Source organism: Geminocystis sp. NIES-3709 (assembly GCF_001548115.1).
Classification (GTDB): domain Bacteria; phylum Cyanobacteriota; class Cyanobacteriia; order Cyanobacteriales; family Cyanobacteriaceae; genus Geminocystis.
Map to the genome: position 1 here is coordinate 2,361,542 of NZ_AP014821.1, position 20,987 is coordinate 2,382,528.

At 32.5% G+C, this 20,987-nt stretch carries 20 protein-coding genes; 12 read left to right on the forward strand and 8 right to left on the reverse strand.

What is annotated here, in order from left to right:
• Window positions 1-105: 105 nt before the first annotated feature.
• A complete protein-coding gene (gene ispG, locus GM3709_RS09990; protein WP_066118813.1) occupies window positions 106-1,317 on the reverse strand; it encodes a (E)-4-hydroxy-3-methylbut-2-enyl-diphosphate synthase in 1,212 nt (403 codons plus the stop codon).
• A 194-nt stretch (window positions 1,318-1,511) separates the two neighbouring features.
• On the reverse strand, window positions 1,512-2,696 hold the full coding sequence (locus GM3709_RS09995) for an NAD(P)H-quinone oxidoreductase subunit H (protein WP_066118815.1): 1,185 nt from the start codon (window positions 2,694-2,696) through the stop codon (window positions 1,512-1,514).
• Window positions 2,697-2,889: 193 nt separating this feature from the next.
• On the opposite strand from GM3709_RS09995, the gene GM3709_RS10000 reads away from it, so the two are divergent.
• The 4 genes from GM3709_RS10000 (at window position 2,890) to GM3709_RS10015 (ending at window position 7,508) form a co-directional block, all read left to right on the forward strand.
• The gene (locus tag GM3709_RS10000) at window positions 2,890-3,504 is read left to right on the forward strand and encodes a 2-dehydropantoate 2-reductase (protein WP_231937545.1); all 615 of its coding nucleotides are present in this window, start codon (window positions 2,890-2,892) and stop codon (window positions 3,502-3,504) included.
• A gap of 455 nt (window positions 3,505-3,959) precedes the next feature.
• Window positions 3,960-4,715: a sulfite exporter TauE/SafE family protein gene (locus GM3709_RS10005; RefSeq protein ID WP_066118817.1), complete on the forward strand. Its 756-nt coding sequence runs from the start codon at window positions 3,960-3,962 to the stop codon at window positions 4,713-4,715.
• A 69-nt stretch (window positions 4,716-4,784) separates the two neighbouring features.
• On the forward strand, window positions 4,785-5,795 hold the full coding sequence (locus tag GM3709_RS10010) for an ABC transporter permease (RefSeq protein WP_066118819.1): 1,011 nt from the start codon (window positions 4,785-4,787) through the stop codon (window positions 5,793-5,795).
• Window positions 5,796-5,960: 165 nt separating this feature from the next.
• Complete coding sequence (locus tag GM3709_RS10015; protein ID WP_066118820.1) at window positions 5,961-7,508, forward strand: FHA domain-containing protein; 1,548 nt, start codon at window positions 5,961-5,963, stop codon at window positions 7,506-7,508.
• A 35-nt stretch (window positions 7,509-7,543) separates the two neighbouring features.
• On the opposite strand, the gene nagA is transcribed toward GM3709_RS10015, so the two are convergent.
• Window positions 7,544-8,716: an N-acetylglucosamine-6-phosphate deacetylase gene (nagA, locus tag GM3709_RS10020; protein ID WP_066118821.1), complete on the reverse strand. Its 1,173-nt coding sequence runs from the start codon at window positions 8,714-8,716 to the stop codon at window positions 7,544-7,546.
• Window positions 8,717-9,017: 301 nt separating this feature from the next.
• Between nagA and GM3709_RS10025 the strand changes: the two genes are divergently transcribed.
• The gene (locus tag GM3709_RS10025) at window positions 9,018-9,518 is read left to right on the forward strand and encodes a bifunctional nuclease family protein (protein ID WP_066118823.1); all 501 of its coding nucleotides are present in this window, start codon (window positions 9,018-9,020) and stop codon (window positions 9,516-9,518) included.
• A gap of 58 nt (window positions 9,519-9,576) precedes the next feature.
• Here GM3709_RS10025 and GM3709_RS10030 read toward each other — a convergent pair whose 3' ends face one another.
• Window positions 9,577-10,038, reverse strand: coding sequence for a tRNA (cytidine(34)-2'-O)-methyltransferase (locus GM3709_RS10030; protein ID WP_066118825.1), 462 nt, complete (start codon window positions 10,036-10,038; stop codon window positions 9,577-9,579).
• A gap of 189 nt (window positions 10,039-10,227) precedes the next feature.
• On the opposite strand from GM3709_RS10030, the gene purS reads away from it, so the two are divergent.
• Complete coding sequence (gene purS, locus GM3709_RS10035; protein WP_066118826.1) at window positions 10,228-10,497, forward strand: phosphoribosylformylglycinamidine synthase subunit PurS; 270 nt, start codon at window positions 10,228-10,230, stop codon at window positions 10,495-10,497.
• Between the two features lie 107 nt (window positions 10,498-10,604).
• Complete coding sequence (gene purQ, locus GM3709_RS10040; protein ID WP_066118827.1) at window positions 10,605-11,282, forward strand: phosphoribosylformylglycinamidine synthase subunit PurQ; 678 nt, start codon at window positions 10,605-10,607, stop codon at window positions 11,280-11,282.
• A 273-nt stretch (window positions 11,283-11,555) separates the two neighbouring features.
• Here the strand turns inward: purQ and GM3709_RS10045 are convergent, their stop codons facing one another.
• Window positions 11,556-12,194: a 7-carboxy-7-deazaguanine synthase QueE gene (locus GM3709_RS10045; RefSeq protein ID WP_066118829.1), complete on the reverse strand. Its 639-nt coding sequence runs from the start codon at window positions 12,192-12,194 to the stop codon at window positions 11,556-11,558.
• Window positions 12,195-12,408: 214 nt separating this feature from the next.
• Between GM3709_RS10045 and GM3709_RS10050 the strand changes: the two genes are divergently transcribed.
• Entirely contained in the window at window positions 12,409-12,852 is a 444-nt protein-coding gene (locus tag GM3709_RS10050; protein ID WP_066118830.1) for a DUF3122 domain-containing protein, read from the forward strand.
• Between the two features lie 100 nt (window positions 12,853-12,952).
• A complete protein-coding gene (locus tag GM3709_RS10055; protein ID WP_066118831.1) occupies window positions 12,953-14,548 on the forward strand; it encodes an NAD(P)H-quinone oxidoreductase subunit 4 in 1,596 nt (531 codons plus the stop codon).
• Window positions 14,549-14,673: 125 nt separating this feature from the next.
• Here the strand turns inward: GM3709_RS10055 and GM3709_RS10060 are convergent, their stop codons facing one another.
• Complete coding sequence (locus GM3709_RS10060) at window positions 14,674-15,423, reverse strand: hypothetical protein (protein WP_066118833.1); 750 nt, start codon at window positions 15,421-15,423, stop codon at window positions 14,674-14,676.
• 172 nt (window positions 15,424-15,595) lie between these two features.
• Here GM3709_RS10060 and GM3709_RS10065 point away from each other — a divergent pair, with 172 nt between their 5' ends.
• Together GM3709_RS10065 and GM3709_RS10070 are read left to right on the forward strand one after the other, a co-directional pair.
• Window positions 15,596-16,342: a DUF2993 domain-containing protein gene (locus GM3709_RS10065; protein WP_066118835.1), complete on the forward strand. Its 747-nt coding sequence runs from the start codon at window positions 15,596-15,598 to the stop codon at window positions 16,340-16,342.
• Window positions 16,343-16,785: 443 nt separating this feature from the next.
• Window positions 16,786-17,736: a diguanylate cyclase gene (locus tag GM3709_RS10070; RefSeq protein WP_066118837.1), complete on the forward strand. Its 951-nt coding sequence runs from the start codon at window positions 16,786-16,788 to the stop codon at window positions 17,734-17,736.
• Window positions 17,737-17,771: 35 nt separating this feature from the next.
• Here GM3709_RS10070 and GM3709_RS10075 read toward each other — a convergent pair whose 3' ends face one another.
• A complete protein-coding gene (locus tag GM3709_RS10075) occupies window positions 17,772-18,362 on the reverse strand; it encodes an SIS domain-containing protein (RefSeq protein WP_066118839.1) in 591 nt (196 codons plus the stop codon).
• Between the two features lie 331 nt (window positions 18,363-18,693).
• Complete coding sequence (locus GM3709_RS10080; protein WP_066118841.1) at window positions 18,694-19,506, reverse strand: squalene/phytoene synthase family protein; 813 nt, start codon at window positions 19,504-19,506, stop codon at window positions 18,694-18,696.
• A gap of 253 nt (window positions 19,507-19,759) precedes the next feature.
• Between GM3709_RS10080 and GM3709_RS10085 the strand changes: the two genes are divergently transcribed.
• The gene (locus GM3709_RS10085; protein WP_066118842.1) at window positions 19,760-20,929 is read left to right on the forward strand and encodes an NAD(P)/FAD-dependent oxidoreductase; all 1,170 of its coding nucleotides are present in this window, start codon (window positions 19,760-19,762) and stop codon (window positions 20,927-20,929) included.
• The last annotated feature ends 58 nt before the right edge of the window (window positions 20,930-20,987 follow it).

The following is a 20,987-nucleotide window of genomic DNA, read 5'->3' on the forward strand; positions in this document are numbered from 1 at the left end:
TCAATAGAAGAATATTACAGAGGATAAGGAGAAATCCATCAAAATTAGGGAAAAAAGTATTAAATTGATGGTTAATTGTTCACAAAAATAATTAGCAATGGTTAACTATGGTTCAACCCATCTGCCATCAGCTTTAATTAAGTTGATTAATTCGGTTACGCCCTCAGTTTCTGGCACTTTTTTGATTTCTTCTTTGCCACGATACAAGGAAATAAAACCGGGTTGTTTACCTACATAGCCATAATCAGCGTCAGCCATTTCTCCAGGCCCATTTACAATACACCCCATAACGGCTATATCTAACCCTGTTAAGTGTTTTGTGGCTTCTCTTACTTTGTGTAATACTTCTTCTAAATTAAATAAAGTACGTCCGCAAGAAGGACAAGCTACATATTCCACCATAGTTTTACGCAATCCGAGGGCTTGTAAAATGCTATAGCAAACAGGGATTTCTTTTTCTGGGGCTTCTGTTAAAGATACTCGGATAGTATCGCCGATGCCTTCAGCCAATAATGTACCAATACCTGCGGTGGACTTGATACGGCCATATTCTCCGTCTCCTGCTTCGGTAACGCCTAAATGTAAGGGGTAATCCATGCCTAATTCGTCCATGCGTTTTACCATTAAGCGATAAGCCGATAACATTACAGGTACTCTGGAGGCTTTCATGGAGATGATGAGGTTACGGAAATCTAATGATTCACAGATTTTAATAAACTCGATCGCAGATTCTACCATACCTTCGGGAGTATCTCCATAGGTAAAGAGCATTCTTTCGGCTAAAGAGCCATGATTAACCCCGATACGCATAGCTTTTCCTTGATCTCTTAAGGAAATCACCAAAGGTTCCAGAGTTTCCCTAATTTTATCCCCAATATCAGCAAATTCTTTATCACTGTAATCTGTTCGATCGTTTTTAGGTTTTTCAAAGACGTATAAACCCGGATTAATACGCACCTTATCAACGTGTTTAGCCACCTCAAGAGCGATTTTCATGCCATTATGGTGAACATCAGCGACTAAAGGGACATATTGATAGGTTTTGATCAATTTTTCCTTAATTTCTCCCACTGCCTTAGCATGGGCAAGACTTGGCACTGTCACTCGTACAATTTCGCAACCAATTTCATGTAAACGACGAATAGCGTCAACAGAAGCAGATACATCGAGGGTATCTTCATTTATCATGGATTGCACTACTACGGGATTATTTCCGCCGATAGTAATGTTACCTATTTTAACAGGGCGAGTTTTACGGCGATGAATTGTACCATCAAAGAGATTCAGGCTAGGTAAGGGTTTATCTATAGTTTGCATATTTAATTAATTAGGAGTTAGGAGTTAGGAGTTAGGAGTTAGGAGTTAGGAGTTAGGAGTTAGGAGTTAGGAGTTAGGAGTTAGGAGTTAGGAGTTAGGAGTTAGGAGTTAGGAGTTAGGAGTTAGGAGTTAGGAGTTAAAAAATTCTCCCCAACACCCCAATAGCCTAATACCCCAACACTCCAATACTCTACCTATCGATCGACCGATCCCATAATTACGTCAATACTACCAAGGATTGCCATAATATCAGCAACCTTGACTCCTTTAAGAAGGTGAGGCAGAATTTGTAAATTATTAAAATCAGGGGCGCGGATTTTCCAACGCCAAGGGAAAACATCATCATTCCCCACAATAAACACCCCTAACTCGCCCTTACCACTTTCTAGGCGGACATAATGTTCACCTGCTGGAATTTTGAAGGTGGGGGCAACTTTTTTGGCAATGTATTGATACTCAAAGTTATTCCATTCGGATTTTTTGCCTTCTTGCAGTCTTTTGGCTTCTAAGTTTTCATAGGCACCACCGGGTAAACCTTTTAAGGCTTGACGGATGATTTTTACCGATTCGCGCATTTCTCTAATTCTAATGATATAACGGGCAAAACAATCACCTTCCGTTTCCCATTGCACATCCCAATCAAAATCATCGTAACATTCATAACGATCGACTTTACGCAGATCCCATTTTACCCCTGAACCACGCAACATAGGCCCTGATAAACCCCAGTTAATAGCTTGTTCTCTGGTAATAGTACCGATGCCTTCAATCCGTTTACGGAAAATAGGATTATTGGTGATTAACTTCTCATATTCATCCACTTTAGGTAAGAAATAATCGCAAAAATCTTCACACTTGTCCACCCAACCGTAAGGCAAATCAACGGCAACTCCTCCAATACGGAAATAGTTGTTATTAATTAAACGCATTCCTGAAGCGGATTCCCATAAATCATAAATCATCTCTCTTTCACGGAAAATATAGAAAAAGGGAGTTTGTGCGCCTACATCTGCTAAAAAAGGGCCAAGCCATAGTAAATGGTTAGCTATGCGGTTTAACTCTAACATGATGACTCGGATATATTGCGCCCGTTTGGGTACTTGAATATCCGCTAATTTTTCTGGGGCGTTGACGGTAATGGCTTCGTTAAACATTCCTGCGGCATAATCCCAACGACTAACATAAGGTACATACATTACATTAGTTCGATTTTCAGCGATTTTTTCCATGCCTCGATGTAAATAACCAATGACGGGTTCACAATCTACCACATCTTCACCATCAAGGGTGACAATTAGCCTTAAAACCCCGTGCATGGAAGGATGATGAGGCCCCATATTGAGAACCATTGGTTCTGTTCTAGTTTCTATTTTAGCCATAAAGCTGATTTATTTATAGGGTTGAATGATTACTCTAAAACTTTGTTGGTTATTTAATTGATTCAATTTATTGCTATAATCTATCATAAAAGTCATAGTTGATTCAAGACACCATTAGAAGTGGTTTTACTCGATCGAGTTATGTAGAGGTTTGCTTATATAAAGCCCAATTTATCTAATTGTGGAGTTGATTGTGGGTGTAAATTTTAATAGTTCTTCGGCGGTGACAGAAGGTATTTTTTTAGATGGCGATTATTGTTTAGATCATAGTTCGATCGGTATTCCTGTTCATCCTTTACAATATAGAGCGATCGGAGTTATTCAAGGTATTTATGAACCATTAGAAAATACTTTAACTAAAGGTATTATAACCACTGCGGATAATTCTACTTTTGAGACTGTATTGTTAGGCAAAACCATTAGTGCAGTAAAAAATCATGTGGACTTAAATGAGGTGCAAAATTGGGTTGTTTATCCTCATATTGTACCAGAACTCGATCGAATTCATTTACAAGTAGCCGGTATTTTTGTGGTAAATAACACCAATAATAATTATTTACCGCCCAATTATTTTTCCATTAGAGGAGAAGTTATTTATTCTTCTAAAAAAGAGCAGAAAGTTATTGTTAAAATCTGTAAAAATGATAGTTTATCAAGTAAAAGAATTAGCTTTTTTAAACTAGAATTAACTGGAAAAATTCCCGATCATACTATCAAACATTTTTACTCTTTTAGTGTTTTTTTAGAAGGACAAAAACTAATAATTAAAAAATATATAGATTTAGGCTTAATTGCAGTTAATTTCTAATTTTATCGCCATTCTCTGAAAATTATAGGTAAAGAGGGGAAATAGTGATAATAATTGATTTAAAACTATAAAAAATTGATTTATTTCGATTGTTTATTACATTTAATACCTCTGATTTGTACAAATTTTGTCTGATTAACACCCTCAAAGGTTATTAATTAAAGTTTAATGTCAGGTTCGATTAAATAATTATAGTAGAATTTCTACCAAAGACCACTCATGACGCAAAATTTCATTGTAACTGATTATCGGAACTTGATATAAGATGTCAAACTCAAATTATTATCGATAAATTTTATTTGTTGTCAAAATAAATTAAAATTCGATTAAAATTTAAAATATAGGAGGTAAAGAGTTAATTAAGATGTTGGAAAATACTGAAATTAATTCATAGTAAGTATTTGTCTTTTATCTTCTGCTATATTATTGATACAAATTTTCTAGGAATTTTTACATTGACACCTACCGAATTAATAATTTTAATTAGTATTTTTCTGTTGACTAGTGTTATCGGTGTTGTAACAGGTAGTAACTCATTAATTACCGTACCTGTAATGCTTGAGTTCAATATATCTCCAGCAAATGCGATCGCAACTAATATGTTTGCATTAATATTCATGAGTGTTGGGGGTACAATTCCTTTCTTAAAAGGAGATTTGCTCAAACGCAAAGACTTATACTTATTAATCTTTTTGACTGTTATTGGTTCTATATTGGGGGCATTATTGGTGGTAATAATACCTTCAAAAACGATGCCTTTGCTTATCTCAATTTTCATGATTGCGGTGACAATTTTTTCTGTAGTAAATCGCAATAAAGGAGTCGAAAAAAAGGAAAAACCTTCCCCAAAAGCAGAAAAAATCGGTTATGGTTTAACTTTTGCGTTAGGTATTTATGGCGGATTTTTTAGCGGAGGTTATGTTACCACTCTTACCGCTTCTTTTGTTGCTTTTTTAAACATGACGTTTGTTGAAGCTGTAGCAGTGACAAAAGTTCTCAATATTTTTTCTTCATTGGTTGCGACTTCGATTTTTATGACTCAAGGATTTGTGGATTATAAATTAGGAATAATTTTAGGAATAACGATGTTTTTTGGGGCAATGATTGGGGCAAAATTTGCTTTAAAAATGAGTAATCTTTGGTTAAGAAGAATTTTTATTGTTACGGTAATTATTCTTGCTTTGAGAAATTTATTACAATGGTTAACTTAGAGTTAAAATCTAATAAACATTTCCCAAAATTTAAAATAAAATAAATTTTTATCGACAAATTATAAATAGATGAAACAATATTGGTGGTGGAATGAAAATCTAATTTATCTGTTAAAACGTCTATCTCAAGGACTTTTAACACTATTTTTAGCATCAATGCTCAGTTTTGCTATTATTCAATTGGCACCAGGTGATTACTTAGATAATCTTCGACAAAATCCGACGATTTCTCAAGAAACTATTGAGGAATTAAAAATTCGTTTTGGTTTAGATAAATCTCCTTTACAACAATATGGTTTGTGGCTTAAACAGGTTGTTACAAGGTTTGATTTTGGGGAAAGTTTTGTCTATTCTCGATCGGTTTCTAGTCTTATTTTAGAAAGGATTCCAGCTACTTTACTTCTCGCATTTTCTTCTCTAATTATTACATGGTCGATCGCTTTACCATTAGGAATTATTAGTGCGGTTAAACAAAACACTATTATCGATCGAATTTTGAGAGTAATTAGTTATTTTGGACAAGGATTTCCTAGTTTTATTACTGCTCTATTATTGTTAATTTTGGCTCAAAATTTAGCACCTATTTTTCCTGTTGGTGGTATGACAAGTATTAATCACGATGAATTGTCTTTTATGGGGAAAATAACAGATATAGGATGGCACATGATTTTACCCACTCTTGCCCTTAGTATAACAAGTTTCGCTGGATTACAACGGTTAACGAGAGGACAACTTTTAGATGTATTAAGACAAGATTATATTCAAACAGCAAGGGCGAAAGGTTTGCCAGAAAATCGTGTTTTATATGTTCATGCTTTACGCAATGCTATCAACCCTCTAATTACTTTAATTGGCTTTGAATTTGCTAGTTTATTAAGTGGTTCATTTATTGCCGAATATTTCTTTAATTGGCCTGGTTTAGGGCGATTAATATTACAAGCCGTACAATCTCAAGATTTATATTTAGTAATGGCTAGTTTGATGATGGGTGCGACGATGCTAATTATTGGTAATTTAATTGCTGACTTACTTTTGAAAGTTGTTGATCCTCGTATTCAATTAGAAAATCTCGATAGTTAAAAATTTAGAGATGTTAATTAATGATAAAAAAAATCTAACATATTATTACAATTGTTTATTCTATGTTTAATATTCGTTATTATATGTGTAGGAAAATAATTTGTTTTCTCGTTATAAATTAATTGTCGATTTCATTAAAAACTATTGTGAAAATTAGTGACTATTATGGATAATTATTCTTCTGCTAATTTACGTTTAATTAATTCTAATTCAGGACAAGAAAATCATTATATTCTCTCTACTAATAAGCCTAATTTAATAGGTCGATCGCCAGAATGTCAAGTAATTTTAAATCCTCAAGAATTTATTACGGTATCTCGTATTCATGCTCAAATAGAGTTTATATCTCAAGACGATCGAGGTTATTGGCAAATCACAGATAACTATACGACTAATGGCACTTTAATTAACGGAGAAAAAATTACTGATTCTTATATTTTAAAATCAGGCGATCGGATTATTTTAGGATTAAAAGGACCAGAATTTATTTTTGAAACTGAAATTGTAAATTCGATTTTAAATTCAACGGTTTTAGTAGAATTAACAGAAGAAGAAAGTACCATTTTAGAAATAGTAAAAGAAGAAGAAATAACGGAAGAATCGATCGAAGAAATTGAAGAACTAAATCAAGAGGATATTGAAGAAATTATAGAAGATAGTGAGGAGATAATAGAAGAATTAAAAATAGTTGAAGTACAAGAACAAAAAGAAGAAATTATCGAATCAAAACAAGTCGTAATTACTCCTACAGAAATTATTGTTAATATTCCTACCAATCAGGATAAATTGTTATCAAATATCGTTGAAGAAAATATTTTACCGACAGAAATTATTGACAATGTAACCAATAAAAATATTGAACAAACTAAAACGGAAATAATCAGCAATGAAAACATTCCCAATTTTTCTGTGGAAAATAAATTGGCTACTACTACTATTTGGAATTTATTTAATTTTCAGGAAATAACACATATTGAAGCAGAGCAAAATAGTATTCAATGTTTGGCTTTGAGTGATGATCAAAAAATGATTGTCAGTGGTGGAAATGATAACTTAGTTAAGTTATGGAATATCGAAGAAAGAGAAGAAATTGCCTCTTTTTCTGGTCATAAAATGGCAGTAAATGGAGTAAGTATTAGTCCTGATAATAAATTAATTGTTAGTGGTGGAAATGATAAATTAGTCAAGTTATGGAATATCGAAGACAGAAAAGAAATAGCCTCTTTTTCTAGTCATAAAATGGCAGTAAATGGAGTAAGTATTAGTTCTGATAATAAGTTAATTGCTAGTGGTAGTAGTGATAAATTAGTTAAGTTATGGAGTGTGGAAGATGAAAAAGAAATAGCTTCTTTTACTGGGCATAAAACAGAAATAAATACAGTTGTTTTTAATCATAATAATGAACTTATTGCCAGTAGCGGAGGAGATCAACTTATTAAACTGTGGAATATAAAAACTAAAGCAGAAGAAAAGACTGTCAAAGCAGAATTTAAGTTTCCCATTACAGGCTTATTTTTTCATCCAAATAATACCTCTATCATATGTATCAGTCAACAAGATCAAAAAGTTTCTTTAATTGATTTAGACAGTGAATTAGAATTATTTAGTTTTCATATTCCCTCTAAACTTTCTGATTTAAAATTTATTAGTATGAATGGTAGTTTTTTTCTTAGTATTAAAGACAATAAAATGCTGATCAATCAGTTAAATTAGATTCTCTTGAAAAAGTACTTTTTCCCTTTTTTCATTCAGTAACTTTTTGTATTCACCAAATTTATCCGAAACCATTCTAATTCTCTAGTTTGCGAATGGTAACGCCAACGAATTAAATTTGCAGAAGAACCTATTTGTAAACATGGTAAATCGATCGCCTTACGAGGTGCATCTGTGACAAGGGAGATTGCTTGTTCTATATTACAAATATCCCATTTTACAAGGTTTTGAGCTCCCACAAAAAGAGGTAAAGTAGTGCCAGATAAAGTTCCATCGGGTAATCTAGCAGTACCATTTATGACTTCAATAGTTCGATCGTCCCAAGGGTAAACCCCATCCCTCAAACCAATAGGAGATAAAGCATCACTAACTAAAAAAATACCTTCGTCATAATTACTAGCCCTCAAAATAAGGTTTAACATAGTGGGATTAACATGATTACCGTCAGCAATTAAACCACAATAAACCTTCGGATTAATAATAGCTTCCCCTAATAACCCCGGTTGACGATGATGCAAATTTGGCATAGCATTAAAAGCATGAGTAACCATTGATGCACCTTGACTAAAAGCTCGTTTTGCTTGTTCTGCTGTTGCTTGAGAATGTCCTAAACTAACTATAATCTCGATCGAGTTTAAATAGGGAATAACCTCCTCTGATTGCTCTAATTCAGGGGCTAGAGTCATAATTTTAATAATATGGGAATATTCTCCTAAAACTTCTTTAACATTATCCAAAGTCAACGGTAATAAATGTTGTTCAGGATGTGCACCTCTTTTATCATAATTTAAAAAAGGGCCTTCTAAATGAACCCCAATAATTTCTGCCTGTTGAGGTTTTTTTTCTAAATTCATAAACTCATGAATAATCCTTAAAGATTGATGAATTTTATCGACTGAAGTAGTAACAATTGTTGGTAAAAATTGATCAACTCCTACCCCCCATAAATAAGCACAAATATCATGAAGTTTAGGAATATCATCGATCGACAAATCAGGAAAAGCTAACCCTAATCCCCCATTAATTTGTAAATCAACTCCCCCTAAAGAAAGCCAATCTCCTTGTAAATCTAAGTCTCCTTGAAGACATAAATAACTGTCTTGGATTTTTGTAATTACATTATTTTCAATGGTTATAGTTTGTAGATTTTTATAACCAATCAATCTTGCATTAGTGATAATTTTAGTAGTAATTTCCTTCAAACTCATAACTCGATCGTGTTTAATTTACAATATTTTAATTATAAAGAAAGTCAACATATTTTAATTAAAGCGATTAGCTTTTAGGTGTTAGCTGTTAGCCTTTTTTCCATTAAAGAATAAGTAATCAATTACTAATGTTAGCCAGAAATTTAACTTCACAATAGCTGATAACTAATTGCTAATTGCTAATTAAACATAATTATTTCACACGAATCATATAGAATTGCTATATTAACTATTCAAGGATGCAAGATCTGAGTATAATTAGAAGTGTTGACCTGCTGAGATATTCAAGAGGAATAAATCAATGATCGAGATGAGGGTGGCGGCTATTGCTTTAGATGCGGTAACTCGTAGTCCTATTGTTTTGTTAAAGGATGCCACTGAGCGTCGTGCCTTACCTATCTATATAGGACAAGATCAAGCTAGATCTATTATAGGAGCATTAGAGCAACAAGCAACACCAAGACCGATTACCCATGATTTAATGGTCAATATTTTTACTGCATGGAATTTAAAGTTAGACAAAGTTATTATTAGTTCTCTACAAGATAATACTTTTTATGCTGTTTTGTGTTTAAAAATGGGTAAAAGAGAAAAAAATATCGATTGTCGTCCGAGTGATGCGATCGCCCTTGCCATTAGGACAGGTTGTCCTATTTGGGTGATGGAAGAAGTAGTATTAGATGCTTCTATACCAGTAGATAGAGAAGCCGATGAAGAAGAAAGGGAAGCATTTAAAGATTTTGTTGCTAATTTGAGTCCTGAAGAATTAATCCGTCGCACTAGAAAAGCAGGAGAAGATTAAGACAATGTTCAGGATGCAAGAAAATAATAACTAAGAGAGAATAGATAAGATAAAACCGTTAATTTTTAATTCTTAATTGTCTTATTGATTCAAATAAAATTACTGACACACTAACAGATAAATTTAAACTACGAACAGAAGGACTTGCCATTGTAATAAAACAAGTTAAATCACATTGTTGTAAAACTTCTGGAGGTAAACCGTCAGTCTCGCTGCCAAATAAAAGCCAATCATCAGACTGAAATTGACACTCCAGATAATTTTGTTTTCCCCTAACACTTAAACCGATTAATCTTCCTCCTTTTTCTCTGGCAGTTTGAATGAAACTCTCTATATTCTGATGATAAGTTAGTTTAACATGAGGCCAATAGTCTAAACCTGCCCTTTTTAAATAACGATCGCTAATCTCAAATCCTAAAGGTGCAACAAGATGTAGTTCCGTTTCTGTAGCGGCACAAGTTCGGGCAATATTTCCTGTATTGGGAGGTATTTGAGGATGTACTAAAACAATTCTAGCCATGATTTTCGATATTATGAATTATAAATATTTCTGCAATGAATTTTTTATTTTAAATCGCTTTGTTGTATAAATTCAAAATCTGGATGGATTTTATAGCTCACTCAGGTTAATTAATGGTCATCTTGTAGATAAAATATTAAATATTAATCGATGTCGATCGACTTATACTAATCTTTATCGGAAGTATTCATGAGTAAGAAATTTAATTCCAAAGTATATGTAACCTTAAGACCTTCAGTATTAGATCCAGCTGGTACAGCAGTAGAATCAGGATTACATCAATTGGGTTATCAAGGAGTAGAAAACGTCAGAATCGGAAAATATATTGAATTAACCGTCTGTGCCGAAAATCAAGAGTCCGCCGATAAACAGATACATCAAATGTGTGATCAACTTTTAGCTAATCCCGTCATCGAAAATTATTCCTTTGATTTAATACCCCTTCAAGAAGAAACTTGATCGAAGATAATAGGTTTGACATAAGCTCATTTTAAACAGTATAAAAGACGAGAAGATAATTAATTGCTGAAAGTTGACAATTTATAGTTCATTATTTATTATTTATTATGAAATTTGGTGTAGTGGTATTTCCCGGCTCAAATTGCGATCGAGATATAGCAATGGTTACAGAAGGAATCTTAAGTCAACCGACTCGTATGGTATGGCATCAAGAAACAGATATTGATGATTTAGATATAGTAGTTATTCCGGGAGGATTTAGTTACGGTGATTATCTTCGTTGTGGCTCGATCGCACGTTTTTCTCCCATCATGAAGAGTATAGTTCAACACGCAGAAAAAGGCAAATTAGTCTTAGGAATTTGTAACGGATTTCAAGTTTTAACGGAAGTCGGTTTATTGCCCGGTGCTTTAACCCGTAATCGAGATTTACACTTTATTTGTGATCAAATTCCCGTTAGAGTAGAACATAATAACTCCCTTTGGACAAAAGGTTATCAATCAGAGGAAGTAGTTTGTTTTCCTATCGCCCACGGAGAAGGTAATTACTACGCTAATGAAGACACTCTTAAAGAATTAGAAGATAATGGACAAATATTATTTCGTTATTGTGGTGAAAAAGGTGAAATAAATCCTGAAAATAATCCTAACGGTTCTTGTAAAAATATAGCAGGAATTACTAACAAAAAAGGGAATGTTTTAGGGATGATGCCACACCCAGAAAGAGCTAGTGATACAGCGTTAGGATTTACTGATGGAAAAATCTTATTTGCTGCGTTATTATAAACTCAAATAGACAGAAGTTTAGGAATAGAGTTATAGAAAAAAGTTAATAGATAGAAATTTTATTAGTTGTTAGTAATAAAAAACTTGTTAAGTAGTTGGTCTTAATTTAAGCAATTAATTTATTATTATTTATTCTTAATTACCAATTGACAATTGATCCATTCGAGGTTTAAACCGTCCCCTTTTTTAGGGAAAAAATAAAAGATTTCCATTTTTTATTCAATCCTTTTCCTTAAAGGGAGAGGCAACTGTTAATTGTACATTGTTAAATGACTATCTTACCCCCATAAACTTGTGAGTTTGTAAACTCAAACGCCATTCCGGATGATCGAGAATATAGTTAAAAATTAACTCTTGGCTAAGAGGATTATCCCATTGAGGCTGTAAATATTTAGGAATATTATTAGGAATTTTTTTAGCTTCTAATTCAGCAAAAATAAAGTCATTGTTATTATCAATAATAATCTTTAGTTCTCCCACTCGATCGTAAATACTATTATGGATTTTTTTGTAAGGTTTAGGGGAAAAAGTTACCCAATCAAAATCTCCTGTAAAATGATGACTTCCTGAAGTTTCTAAATGAGTTTTATACCCTTTTTTTTTGAGAATATTTGTTAAAGGTAAAAGATCATGTAATAAAGGTTCTCCACCAGTAATAATAATATGTTTAGTATTAATATTTTCAAGATTATCAACAATATTTTGCACAGTAAATAAAGGATATTTTTTCATCGACCAAGTTTCTTTTTGATCACACCAAGGACAAAAAACATCACATCCAGCTAAACGAATAAAAAACGCATTCACTCCACTCCAAAATCCTTCTCCTTGAATAGAGTGAAACATCTCAACAAGGGGATATTCGTAATCTAAATTTAAAGAATAATCAACTTTATTTTGACTTAATAACATTTAGCACACATCGAGAAAATGAAACGATCTATAAACTTTTTCTATTTTAGCCAATCGTTACAAAATAAGGAAATTCAACTATGATATTTTGTTTTTTTTGCTCGATCGAAATCTTTGGTACAATTAATCATTATATACCTATAAAGTCATGAAAATGTTCAAAAAGAATAATTGTAATTTTATAAAAATCATCATAGCACTTTTATTGACACTAATGATCGATTTAATAATCTGTGATCAAAGTTTTGCCGATGTTATTAAACAAATCGAAGAACAAGGACAAATATTATATCAAGTCCGAAATCGCTTAACTGACAATGAAGGGAATAATTGGCAAATCATCCTATTTAAAAGACTTAAAGAAGGAAAAACTACTGAAGTTGATTTAAGGTTGGTAGGGTTTCCTGATGCCGTGAAATTTAATCATCCTCAAGATTTAACTCTTTCCACTGTCAAAGGCGAACAGATAAAAGCTCATGATCAATTTGCAGAAAAAGCACCAGCAGACAATGTAGGACAATATGACCTTCAGAAAATTTTATCACGATCGATCGACGAAAAATCAATCACTTTACTACTGCCCGTCAAAGAAAAATCTTTAGCTCTTAAAATACCTTATCCCATACTATTGGAATGGCAGGAAATTGCAAATCCATAAGTCAAGGTGATTCATGATCAAATGTTAACTTTTACTTGGCATTTGTTACAAAACTTAATAGAATATAAGAAGATTCACTAAGTATAAATTACTATTCGTCATGATTAGTTCAGAATTTCCTTGGCTTACAGCAATTATTCTATTTCCCTTAATAAGTGCCTTTGCTATTCCTCTCATTCCCGATAAATATGGCAAAAACATCAGAAATTATGCTCTTATCATTGCTTTAACTAATTTTTCCTTAATTGTTTACGGTTTTTGGGAAAATTACTCTATCAAAAATGCAGGTTTTCAGTTACAAGAATCCTATGGTTGGTTTCCTCAAATCGGTTTAAATTGGGCGTTAGCCGTTGATGGTTTATCGATGCCTTTAATCGTATTATCAGGGTTAATCTCTACCCTCGCAATTCTTGCCTCATGGCAAGTCAAACACAAATCAAAATTATATTTTTTCTTATTATTAGTTTTATATAGTGCTCAAATTGGTGTCTTCGCAGCACAAGATTTATTTTTATTTTTCATCATGTGGGAATTAGAATTAGTTCCTGTTTATTTATTAATATCTATATGGGGTGGAAAAAAACGTCTTTACGCCGCCACAAAATTTATTCTTTATACTGCTTTAGCTTCTATTTTTATCCTCGTTGCTGGTTTTGCTATGGCATTTTATGGAGATCATTTCACATTAAATATCGCAGAATTGGGCATGAAAAATTATCCCATTGCCTTAGAAACTTTAGCTTATGTGGGATTCTTAATTGCTTTCGGTGTAAAACTACCTATTTTTCCATTCCATACATGGCTACCAGATGCTCATAGCGAAGCTTCAACCCCTGTATCAATGATTTTAGCTGGAGTTTTGTTGAAAATGGGAGGATATGGCTTAATTCGCTTCAATATGGAGCTTTTGCCTGATGCACATATAAAATTTGCTCCCCTTTTAATTACCTTAGGAGTTATTAACATAGTTTATGGTGCATTTACTGCCTTCGGACAAACTAATCTTAAACGTCGTCTAGCTTCTTCTTCCATTTCTCACATGGGATTTGTATTAATTGGTATCGCTTCTTTTACGGATTTAGGGTTAAATGGTGCGATGTTGCAGATGTTATCTCATGGTTTAATTGCCGCCGCTTTATTCTTCCTTTCTGGTGTGACTTACGAAAGAACTCATACTCTAATGATGGATGAAATGGGAGGCATGGCAAAGATCATGCCTAAAACTTTTGCTTTATTCACCGCCGTTTCTATGGCTTCTTTAGCTTTACCCGGTATGAGTGGTTTTGTCAGCGAGTTAAGTATTTTCTTAGGAGTGGCACAGAGTGATGCTTATAGTTCAACTTTTAAAATTGTTATCCTATTTTTAGCCGGAGTTGGCTTAATTTTAACCCCTATTTATTTACTTTCCATGTTAAGAGTGGTTTTCTACGGTAAACAAGAAACTGGTTTACAATTAGAAGGTTTTTCTTTTGACGCTAAACCTCGTGAACTTTTCATTACGGCTTGTTTAATCTTACCCATTATTGCCATCGGTTTATATCCTAAAATTGCCATGGATAGTTATGATATTAAAACTGTGGAAATAGCGAGTAAAGTTCGATCGTCTTTTGAGGTTATTGTACTAAACTCCGATGTATCTTCTCACGCTAATTTTACCCTTGCAGAATTAGAATTAAATAACAAAGTAGCAAAATAAATAAAATTATACTCGATCGATAGTTTAGTCAAGGACATAAAAATTTATTTCCTCACAATAGCTGAAATCATTTTAAAATTAACTTCGATCGATATAATCAAATAAGTTATTATATTTTCTATTTATTAGCTATCAAATAAACTTTGTTTTTCTACGATCGCTTTTTGTAAAAATTTTTGATAAACTAACTCTCTAAAGATTTCTAAATCTTTGCCCCAAGAATTAATTATTCCGATCATTTTGTTTGTACGAGTTTCTCCAGTTAATTCTGTAAGAGTATAATTAAAACTACCTGCAAATAAAACCGCAGAAATAACCGCTTCATTTGGCTGTTGTAATTTAGCAGGATTAATATTAAGAACTAACTGACATTGATCTAATTGATAAAATAAATTTAATGATGCTTGGGGAGTCAAATTGCCAAAATTACGCCATTGCCCTTCGTTTAATAACTGATTATTGATATAATTTTTGCCACCGTCTTCTTCTTGGATAAATGGGACAATAATTTTAGGGCTAATACTAATACCCTGATATTCAGCATTCGACATTTTACTGATATATTTTTGAGCTACATTTGCAAACTCAAGGGTTTTGGAATCTTTATTTGCTAATCCTTCTACAAAACTAATTGTATTGGGTTGAGCAATAATATTAACTCCATTTTTGAAACTTACTTGTGATCCACGAGGGTTTACCACTGGTTGTCGAGCTAATTCCCAATCAAGAGGTACAATACCACTCATGGTTAAAAGATCATAAGTTAATAGAGTCGGATTAAAGTTTTTGATTACTAAACTAATTGTTAATTCTTCAATGTCATTTAACATTGGGGTTTGCTGAGATTCGTTGGGAATTTGTGCTTTTGAAGCCATTGATAATATCGAAATATTTTAATAATTGTCAATACTTTAAGATTAACTTATTTTTTCCTTCTAGTCACGATCGTTTTCTAGTATTCATAAACTTAAGAATCCTTGAAAAAAAATCCTCATAAATGTTACGATGCTTAATAATTCTGAAAATTACCCTTCCTATTAACCAATCATGTTACTAAACAAGTTTGACAATATCGGCGAAAAAACTATCAATAAAATTGCGGAAATGGCTTTTAAAAGCCAAATTAAAGATGCTCAACATTTGAGTGTACAAGTGAAAACTGATCCGCAAAAATTAGCTAAAGGAGTTTTAGAGTCTTTAGATATTGACGGTTATGGTTTAGTGATGCAAAAAAACTTCAGATTAGAAAAAATGAGGATTACGTTAAATAATATTGCCGTTAGTCCTTTTAAGGCTTTGATGGGGAATGTACAATTAACTCAACCCAGTGAAGGTGATGCGTGTATTATCCTCAATGAAAAAGACATCGAAACGGCTTTAAATATTGATAATCTTAATCAAAAGTTGCAAAAATATGATATTTTTTATCAAAATCGTCCGGTAGGAGTAACGTTTTTTCGAGTTGATTGTCGTATTTTAGGGGATGGAAGGGTTGCCATTAAAGCAAAATTGAAAATTTCAGAAACTAATTCGATCGAAAGTGTGTGTTTAGTAATTAAACCTCGTATTTGTACTCATGGTCAAAGTATTTTAATGGATGAAGTGGAATGTACTCAAGGACAACAATTTTCATCTATCTTAACTGATGCCATCTTAGAAGAATCAACCAAAATCTTTAACCTAGATAGTTTATTAATGGATGGAATTTCCTTTAAAATGAATTATATTTCTATGGAAGAGGGAAAATTTAATGTTTTGGCGATCGCAGGTATCACTCATCTACCAAAAGTTTAACTATACTTAGCACTGGAATAATTTGATATTGATGAAAATGATACTAGGATACTGAAGAAATTTTGTTTTTTTTCCGAGAGCTATACTATTACATTAGATTATGACATCAGTCACTATAATATTAGATTTCTTTAAGAAATCATAGTTTAGGATGTTGAGTGTAAAATTTATTATTTATGTAATTTTTTTTATTCTCTAATTTATTTTTATTTTACAACAGATCTTTTTAACTGCGTTTTAGGTTATTTAATCAAAATTTAACACCCATAAAATTAAATTTCTCAATAAAAAGTAATAGTAAAGAAAGATATAATAAAAATATAATTTTGTATATAACTATCACACTGTCCCCCGATTAGGCATAAATTAGATAATAAATATAGTGCATAGTATAAAAACATAATCTCTTGTTTAATCGATGTTCTCAAAATGACATACATTTTATGGCTAATTATAATCCCAGAAACTTTCTTATTTTGGCAGTAGATGATAATTCTATTAATCGTATTTTACTGGAGAAACTTCTAAAAAAAGAAGGATATAAAATTTCAATTTTGAGTACGAGCGAAGATGTTATGCCTTATCTAGTAAAAATGACTCCAGATCTTATTTTATTGGATTTGATGATGCCTAACATTAATGGTTTAGAACTTTGTGAAAGAATTAAACTCAATCCTAACTTTCAAGAAATCCCCGTTATTTTTATTACTGCGAGTGATGAAAAACAAGATTTGCTAAAGGCTTTCGATTTAGGAGCAGTAGATTACATTACAAAACCTTTTCATAATCAAGAATTATTAGCGAGAATTAAAAATCATTTAGAATTAAAATTTACAAGGGATGAGTTAAAAAAAGCATTAGTAGAATTAGAAAAATTAGCTAAAACCGATGATTTAACTGGTATTTCAAACCGTCGTCATTTTATTTCTTTAGCAGAAAGAGAATTTAATTTAGCAAGAAGACAAAAAAGATCTTTTTCTTTACTGATTTTAGATATTGATTATTTTAAAAAAATTAATGACACCTATGGTCATCCAGTCGGAGATTTAGTTATTCAATTCGTGGCACAACAATGTGTTTTATGTATCAGAAAAGAAGATTTATGTGCTAGATGGGGAGGGGAGGAGTTTATCATTTTTCTTTCGGAAACTAACTTAGAAGATGCTGTATTGGTAGCTAATCGAATTAGGACAAATATTTATAATGAAATTATTGATATAGATTCTTATAAAATCAGTTTAACTGTGAGTATTGGAGTTTCTGTTTACAAATCTGATGATACCAGTGTTAGTCAGGCTATTTCTAGGAGTGATATGGCATTATATCAAGCAAAAAATAGTGGTAGAAATCGTGTTGTCGATCAAGATGGTATTTTATATGAAGATAAGGGCTAAAGCCCTTTTTAAGAGGGGAAAAATTAATTAACAATTTAAACAGCTAAACGTTTTTGTAAGCTATCATGAGCGAATAATTGAGCCTCTACTTGTTCACAAATGCGATGATAGGTGATTAAATGTATTTCTTGAACGTAGGGAGTATGTTTTTCTTTTACGAAAAGAGGATAATCAATTAAACTATTCATCATTCCTCCATCATTTCCTGCCATGCCAATGGTTATCATTCCTTTTTCCTTGGCTGCTTTTAAAGCAAGAATAATATTACGAGATCTTCCAGATGTAGATAATGCCCAAAGGATGTCCCCTGCTTTGCCAAAACATTGTACTTGACGAGCAAAAATTGTTTCAAATTCATGATCATTACTCCAAGCTGTTAAGGTTGCAGGATTTGTCCCTAATGCGATCGCAGGTAAACCAGGTCGATCGATTTGAAAACGTCCGACAAATTCTGCTGCAATATGTTGTGCATCGGCGGCTGAACCTCCATTACCACAAATTAAAAGAGTATGCCCTGACTGAAAATGAGAAGCAACTACTTTACTCACTTGATCTATCGATCGACAATACTTTTGGTCTAAGGCCTCTTGTAATGATTTTAAACGTTCTTGTACCCAATAATTCAATGGTTTTTCTCCTCACCCTTGATAATTACAGAAATTCTACACTAATTTCCATCTTAATTTTTAATAGTTTAACTATAGCAGTCCTAAATCACTTATGGAAAATCAACTAATATTCGAGTAACCTAAGACTTATCTAAATTTATTGAGAATAAGATAACAAACAAAAAATAATAGTTTAACAGATTCTGATCAACCTAAAATTTACAATTTATAGATAAAGATACTTTCAGAATTGTTGGCTATTATTGGCACTTTACAAATAATTTAGAGTCACTACAGCATTTAATTTTAATCTCCGTAGTTAATTGTCAACTATCACTATTAATAATTTCTAACTGCAAACTTGGGAAACTAAAGCCATAACATCACTGCGACTAAGTTTTGGTTTTCCTAAAATAAGAACTTCTAAAGTCGCATGGGCAAGAGTTAAAGGTATTTGACAAAATTGTAAAGCAGGTCCTTTGGGTAATGATTTAGTATAAGAATCCGCTAAACTAAGATTATAACGAGCGTATTTGTGCATATCATCCAATTGCCAACCTTCAGGGAAAAAACTAACTCCTCTCATTTTATCTTCTCGATAGTTGCGAAGAATATTAACGGCTTGTAAACCCCTACCAAAACCAATAGCCTCCTCTCGATTTGTTTGGGTGTTGTCATACCATCCCCATAAATCTGATAACAGTAAACCCACTGCACCAGCAACACTAAAAGTGTATTGATCTAAATTAGATTTTGTTTTGATTGTCCAATTATTTTCTGCCCAATAAGCCATTCTATCTGCCATCGCCGCCGTTGCATCCCAAATTCTCGAAGCAATACTTGGCGGTGCTAATAATGCCCATTCCCCAAAGCGATAACTAACGTCAGGTATTAAGTTTTGATAAGATTTAACTGCTTCCGTCATTTCCTCACGAGTAATATTTTCATGTCCTGATTGTAATGCTAAACTAATTTCTTTCAAAATTTTTACTTTAAGCTGATTGTCAATACCTGGATGATCTTCGATTTCATCGATCGCTCTCATACAAAGGTAAGCAGATGTAACAGCTTCTTGAAGACCATCGGGTAAACGACTAATTGGAATATAGAAGGTGCGACTGGTTTCCTTGAGAGTTTTTAAGGCATCTTTCTTCAAATTCATTGATATTCACTCCTCACGCCCATTAAACGGGATAATACTAACACTGTTTAGGTAATCTTAACTGAATCTTCTCTAAATAGAATGAAAAATTTTTCTGACCTAGTGGGTGATTATTTCCCCAATTTTGGTTTTAGATAAGAAATTGAAGACCATTTTACAACAAATAAACAAATAAAAATGAATCAATAAAAGACTTTTTTTTTAAGTTGTGGTATAGTGAAATTGTCCTGACTTTATCAAGAGTAATAGCAACGTGAAAAAAATTGTCATTCTCGGTGGTGGATTTGGAGGGCTTTATACCGCTTTACGATTAATCGATTTGAATTGGACACAACAACCCCAAATTACTATTATTGATAAAAACGATCGTTTTGTTTTTTCTCCATTACTTTATGAATTAGTTACAGAGGAAATACAAAGTTGGGAAATAGCACCCTCTTATACTGATTTATTAGCTAATACTCCTATTCAATATCTTCAAGATGCTGTCACAGATATTGATGTTAATGCACAAAAAGTTATTTTAACTGGTTCTAGTTTGAATTATGATCGTTTGGTGATAGCCTTGGGCGGCACAACTCCTGATGAGATGGTAAAAGGAGCAAAAGACTATGGTATTCCTTTTCGTACTTTAGAAAATGCTTATACCTTGAAAGAAAAACTGAGAATGTTAGAAAATTCTGACAAAGAATTTATTAGAGTAGCAATAATAGGTGGGGGTTATAGTGGTATTGAATTAGCTTTAAAAATAGCTGATCGTTTAGGTAATCGTGGTAAAATTAGGATTATAGATCGTGGTAATGATATTCTCTCCAAATCATCAGAATTTAATCAAAAAACTGCTAAAAAAGCCTTAAACGATCGAAAAATCTGGTTAGACTTGGAAACGAAAATAGTGGAAATAGAAAAAGATCAAATTACGATCGAATATAAAAATAAAATAGACACTATTCCCGTTGATGCAGTAATGTGGACAGTTGGTACAAAACCAATAAAACTCATTAATCAATTATCCTTGCCCCAAAATTCTCAAGGTAAAATTGACATCAATTCAGAATTACAGGTAAAACAACATCCCGAAATTTTTGCGATCGGAGACTTAGTAGAATGCTATGATCAAGATGGAAAAATCTTACCAGCAACCGCACAAGTAGCCTTTCAACAATCTGATTATTGTGCATGGAATATCTGGGCAAGTATAGAAGAAAAACCTTTGTTACCCTTTCAATATCAACCCCTAGGAGAAATGTTAGCTTTGGGAACACAAAATGCCACCTTAAGCGGTTTTGGAATATACTTAAATGGTAACATTGCCTACTTAGCAAGACGTTTAATTTATCTCTATCGTTTGCCAACTTTTGAACATAAATTAGCCGTTGGTTTAAATTGGATAACTTCTCCCATTGCCTCTCTGATTAATTAAGTATTTCACTAGCTTTTTGGATGTACTTCTCAAATTCTAATTGATCCTCAGTACTCAT

Excerpts from the sequence above, each read along its gene's own strand:
- ispG (WP_066118813.1), bottom strand. The coding sequence starts at position 1,317 with ATGCAAACTATAGATAAACCCTTACCTAGCCTGAATCTCTTTGATGGT.
- GM3709_RS09995 (WP_066118815.1), bottom strand. The coding sequence starts at position 2,696 with ATGGCTAAAATAGAAACTAGAACAGAACCAATGGTTCTCAATATGGGG.
- GM3709_RS10010 (WP_066118819.1), top strand. The coding sequence starts at position 4,785 with ATGAAACAATATTGGTGGTGGAATGAAAATCTAATTTATCTGTTAAAA.
- GM3709_RS10015 (WP_066118820.1), top strand. The coding sequence starts at position 5,961 with ATGGATAATTATTCTTCTGCTAATTTACGTTTAATTAATTCTAATTCA.
- nagA (WP_066118821.1), bottom strand. The coding sequence starts at position 8,716 with ATGAGTTTGAAGGAAATTACTACTAAAATTATCACTAATGCAAGATTG.
- GM3709_RS10025 (WP_066118823.1), top strand. The coding sequence starts at position 9,018 with ATGATCGAGATGAGGGTGGCGGCTATTGCTTTAGATGCGGTAACTCGT.
- GM3709_RS10030 (WP_066118825.1), bottom strand. The coding sequence starts at position 10,038 with ATGGCTAGAATTGTTTTAGTACATCCTCAAATACCTCCCAATACAGGA.
- purS (WP_066118826.1), top strand. The coding sequence starts at position 10,228 with ATGAGTAAGAAATTTAATTCCAAAGTATATGTAACCTTAAGACCTTCA.
- purQ (WP_066118827.1), top strand. The coding sequence starts at position 10,605 with ATGAAATTTGGTGTAGTGGTATTTCCCGGCTCAAATTGCGATCGAGAT.
- GM3709_RS10045 (WP_066118829.1), bottom strand. The coding sequence starts at position 12,194 with ATGTTATTAAGTCAAAATAAAGTTGATTATTCTTTAAATTTAGATTAC.
- GM3709_RS10050 (WP_066118830.1), top strand. The coding sequence starts at position 12,409 with ATGATCGATTTAATAATCTGTGATCAAAGTTTTGCCGATGTTATTAAA.
- GM3709_RS10055 (WP_066118831.1), top strand. The coding sequence starts at position 12,953 with ATGATTAGTTCAGAATTTCCTTGGCTTACAGCAATTATTCTATTTCCC.
- GM3709_RS10060 (WP_066118833.1), bottom strand. The coding sequence starts at position 15,423 with ATGGCTTCAAAAGCACAAATTCCCAACGAATCTCAGCAAACCCCAATG.
- GM3709_RS10065 (WP_066118835.1), top strand. The coding sequence starts at position 15,596 with ATGTTACTAAACAAGTTTGACAATATCGGCGAAAAAACTATCAATAAA.
- GM3709_RS10070 (WP_066118837.1), top strand. The coding sequence starts at position 16,786 with ATGGCTAATTATAATCCCAGAAACTTTCTTATTTTGGCAGTAGATGAT.
- GM3709_RS10080 (WP_066118841.1), bottom strand. The coding sequence starts at position 19,506 with ATGAATTTGAAGAAAGATGCCTTAAAAACTCTCAAGGAAACCAGTCGC.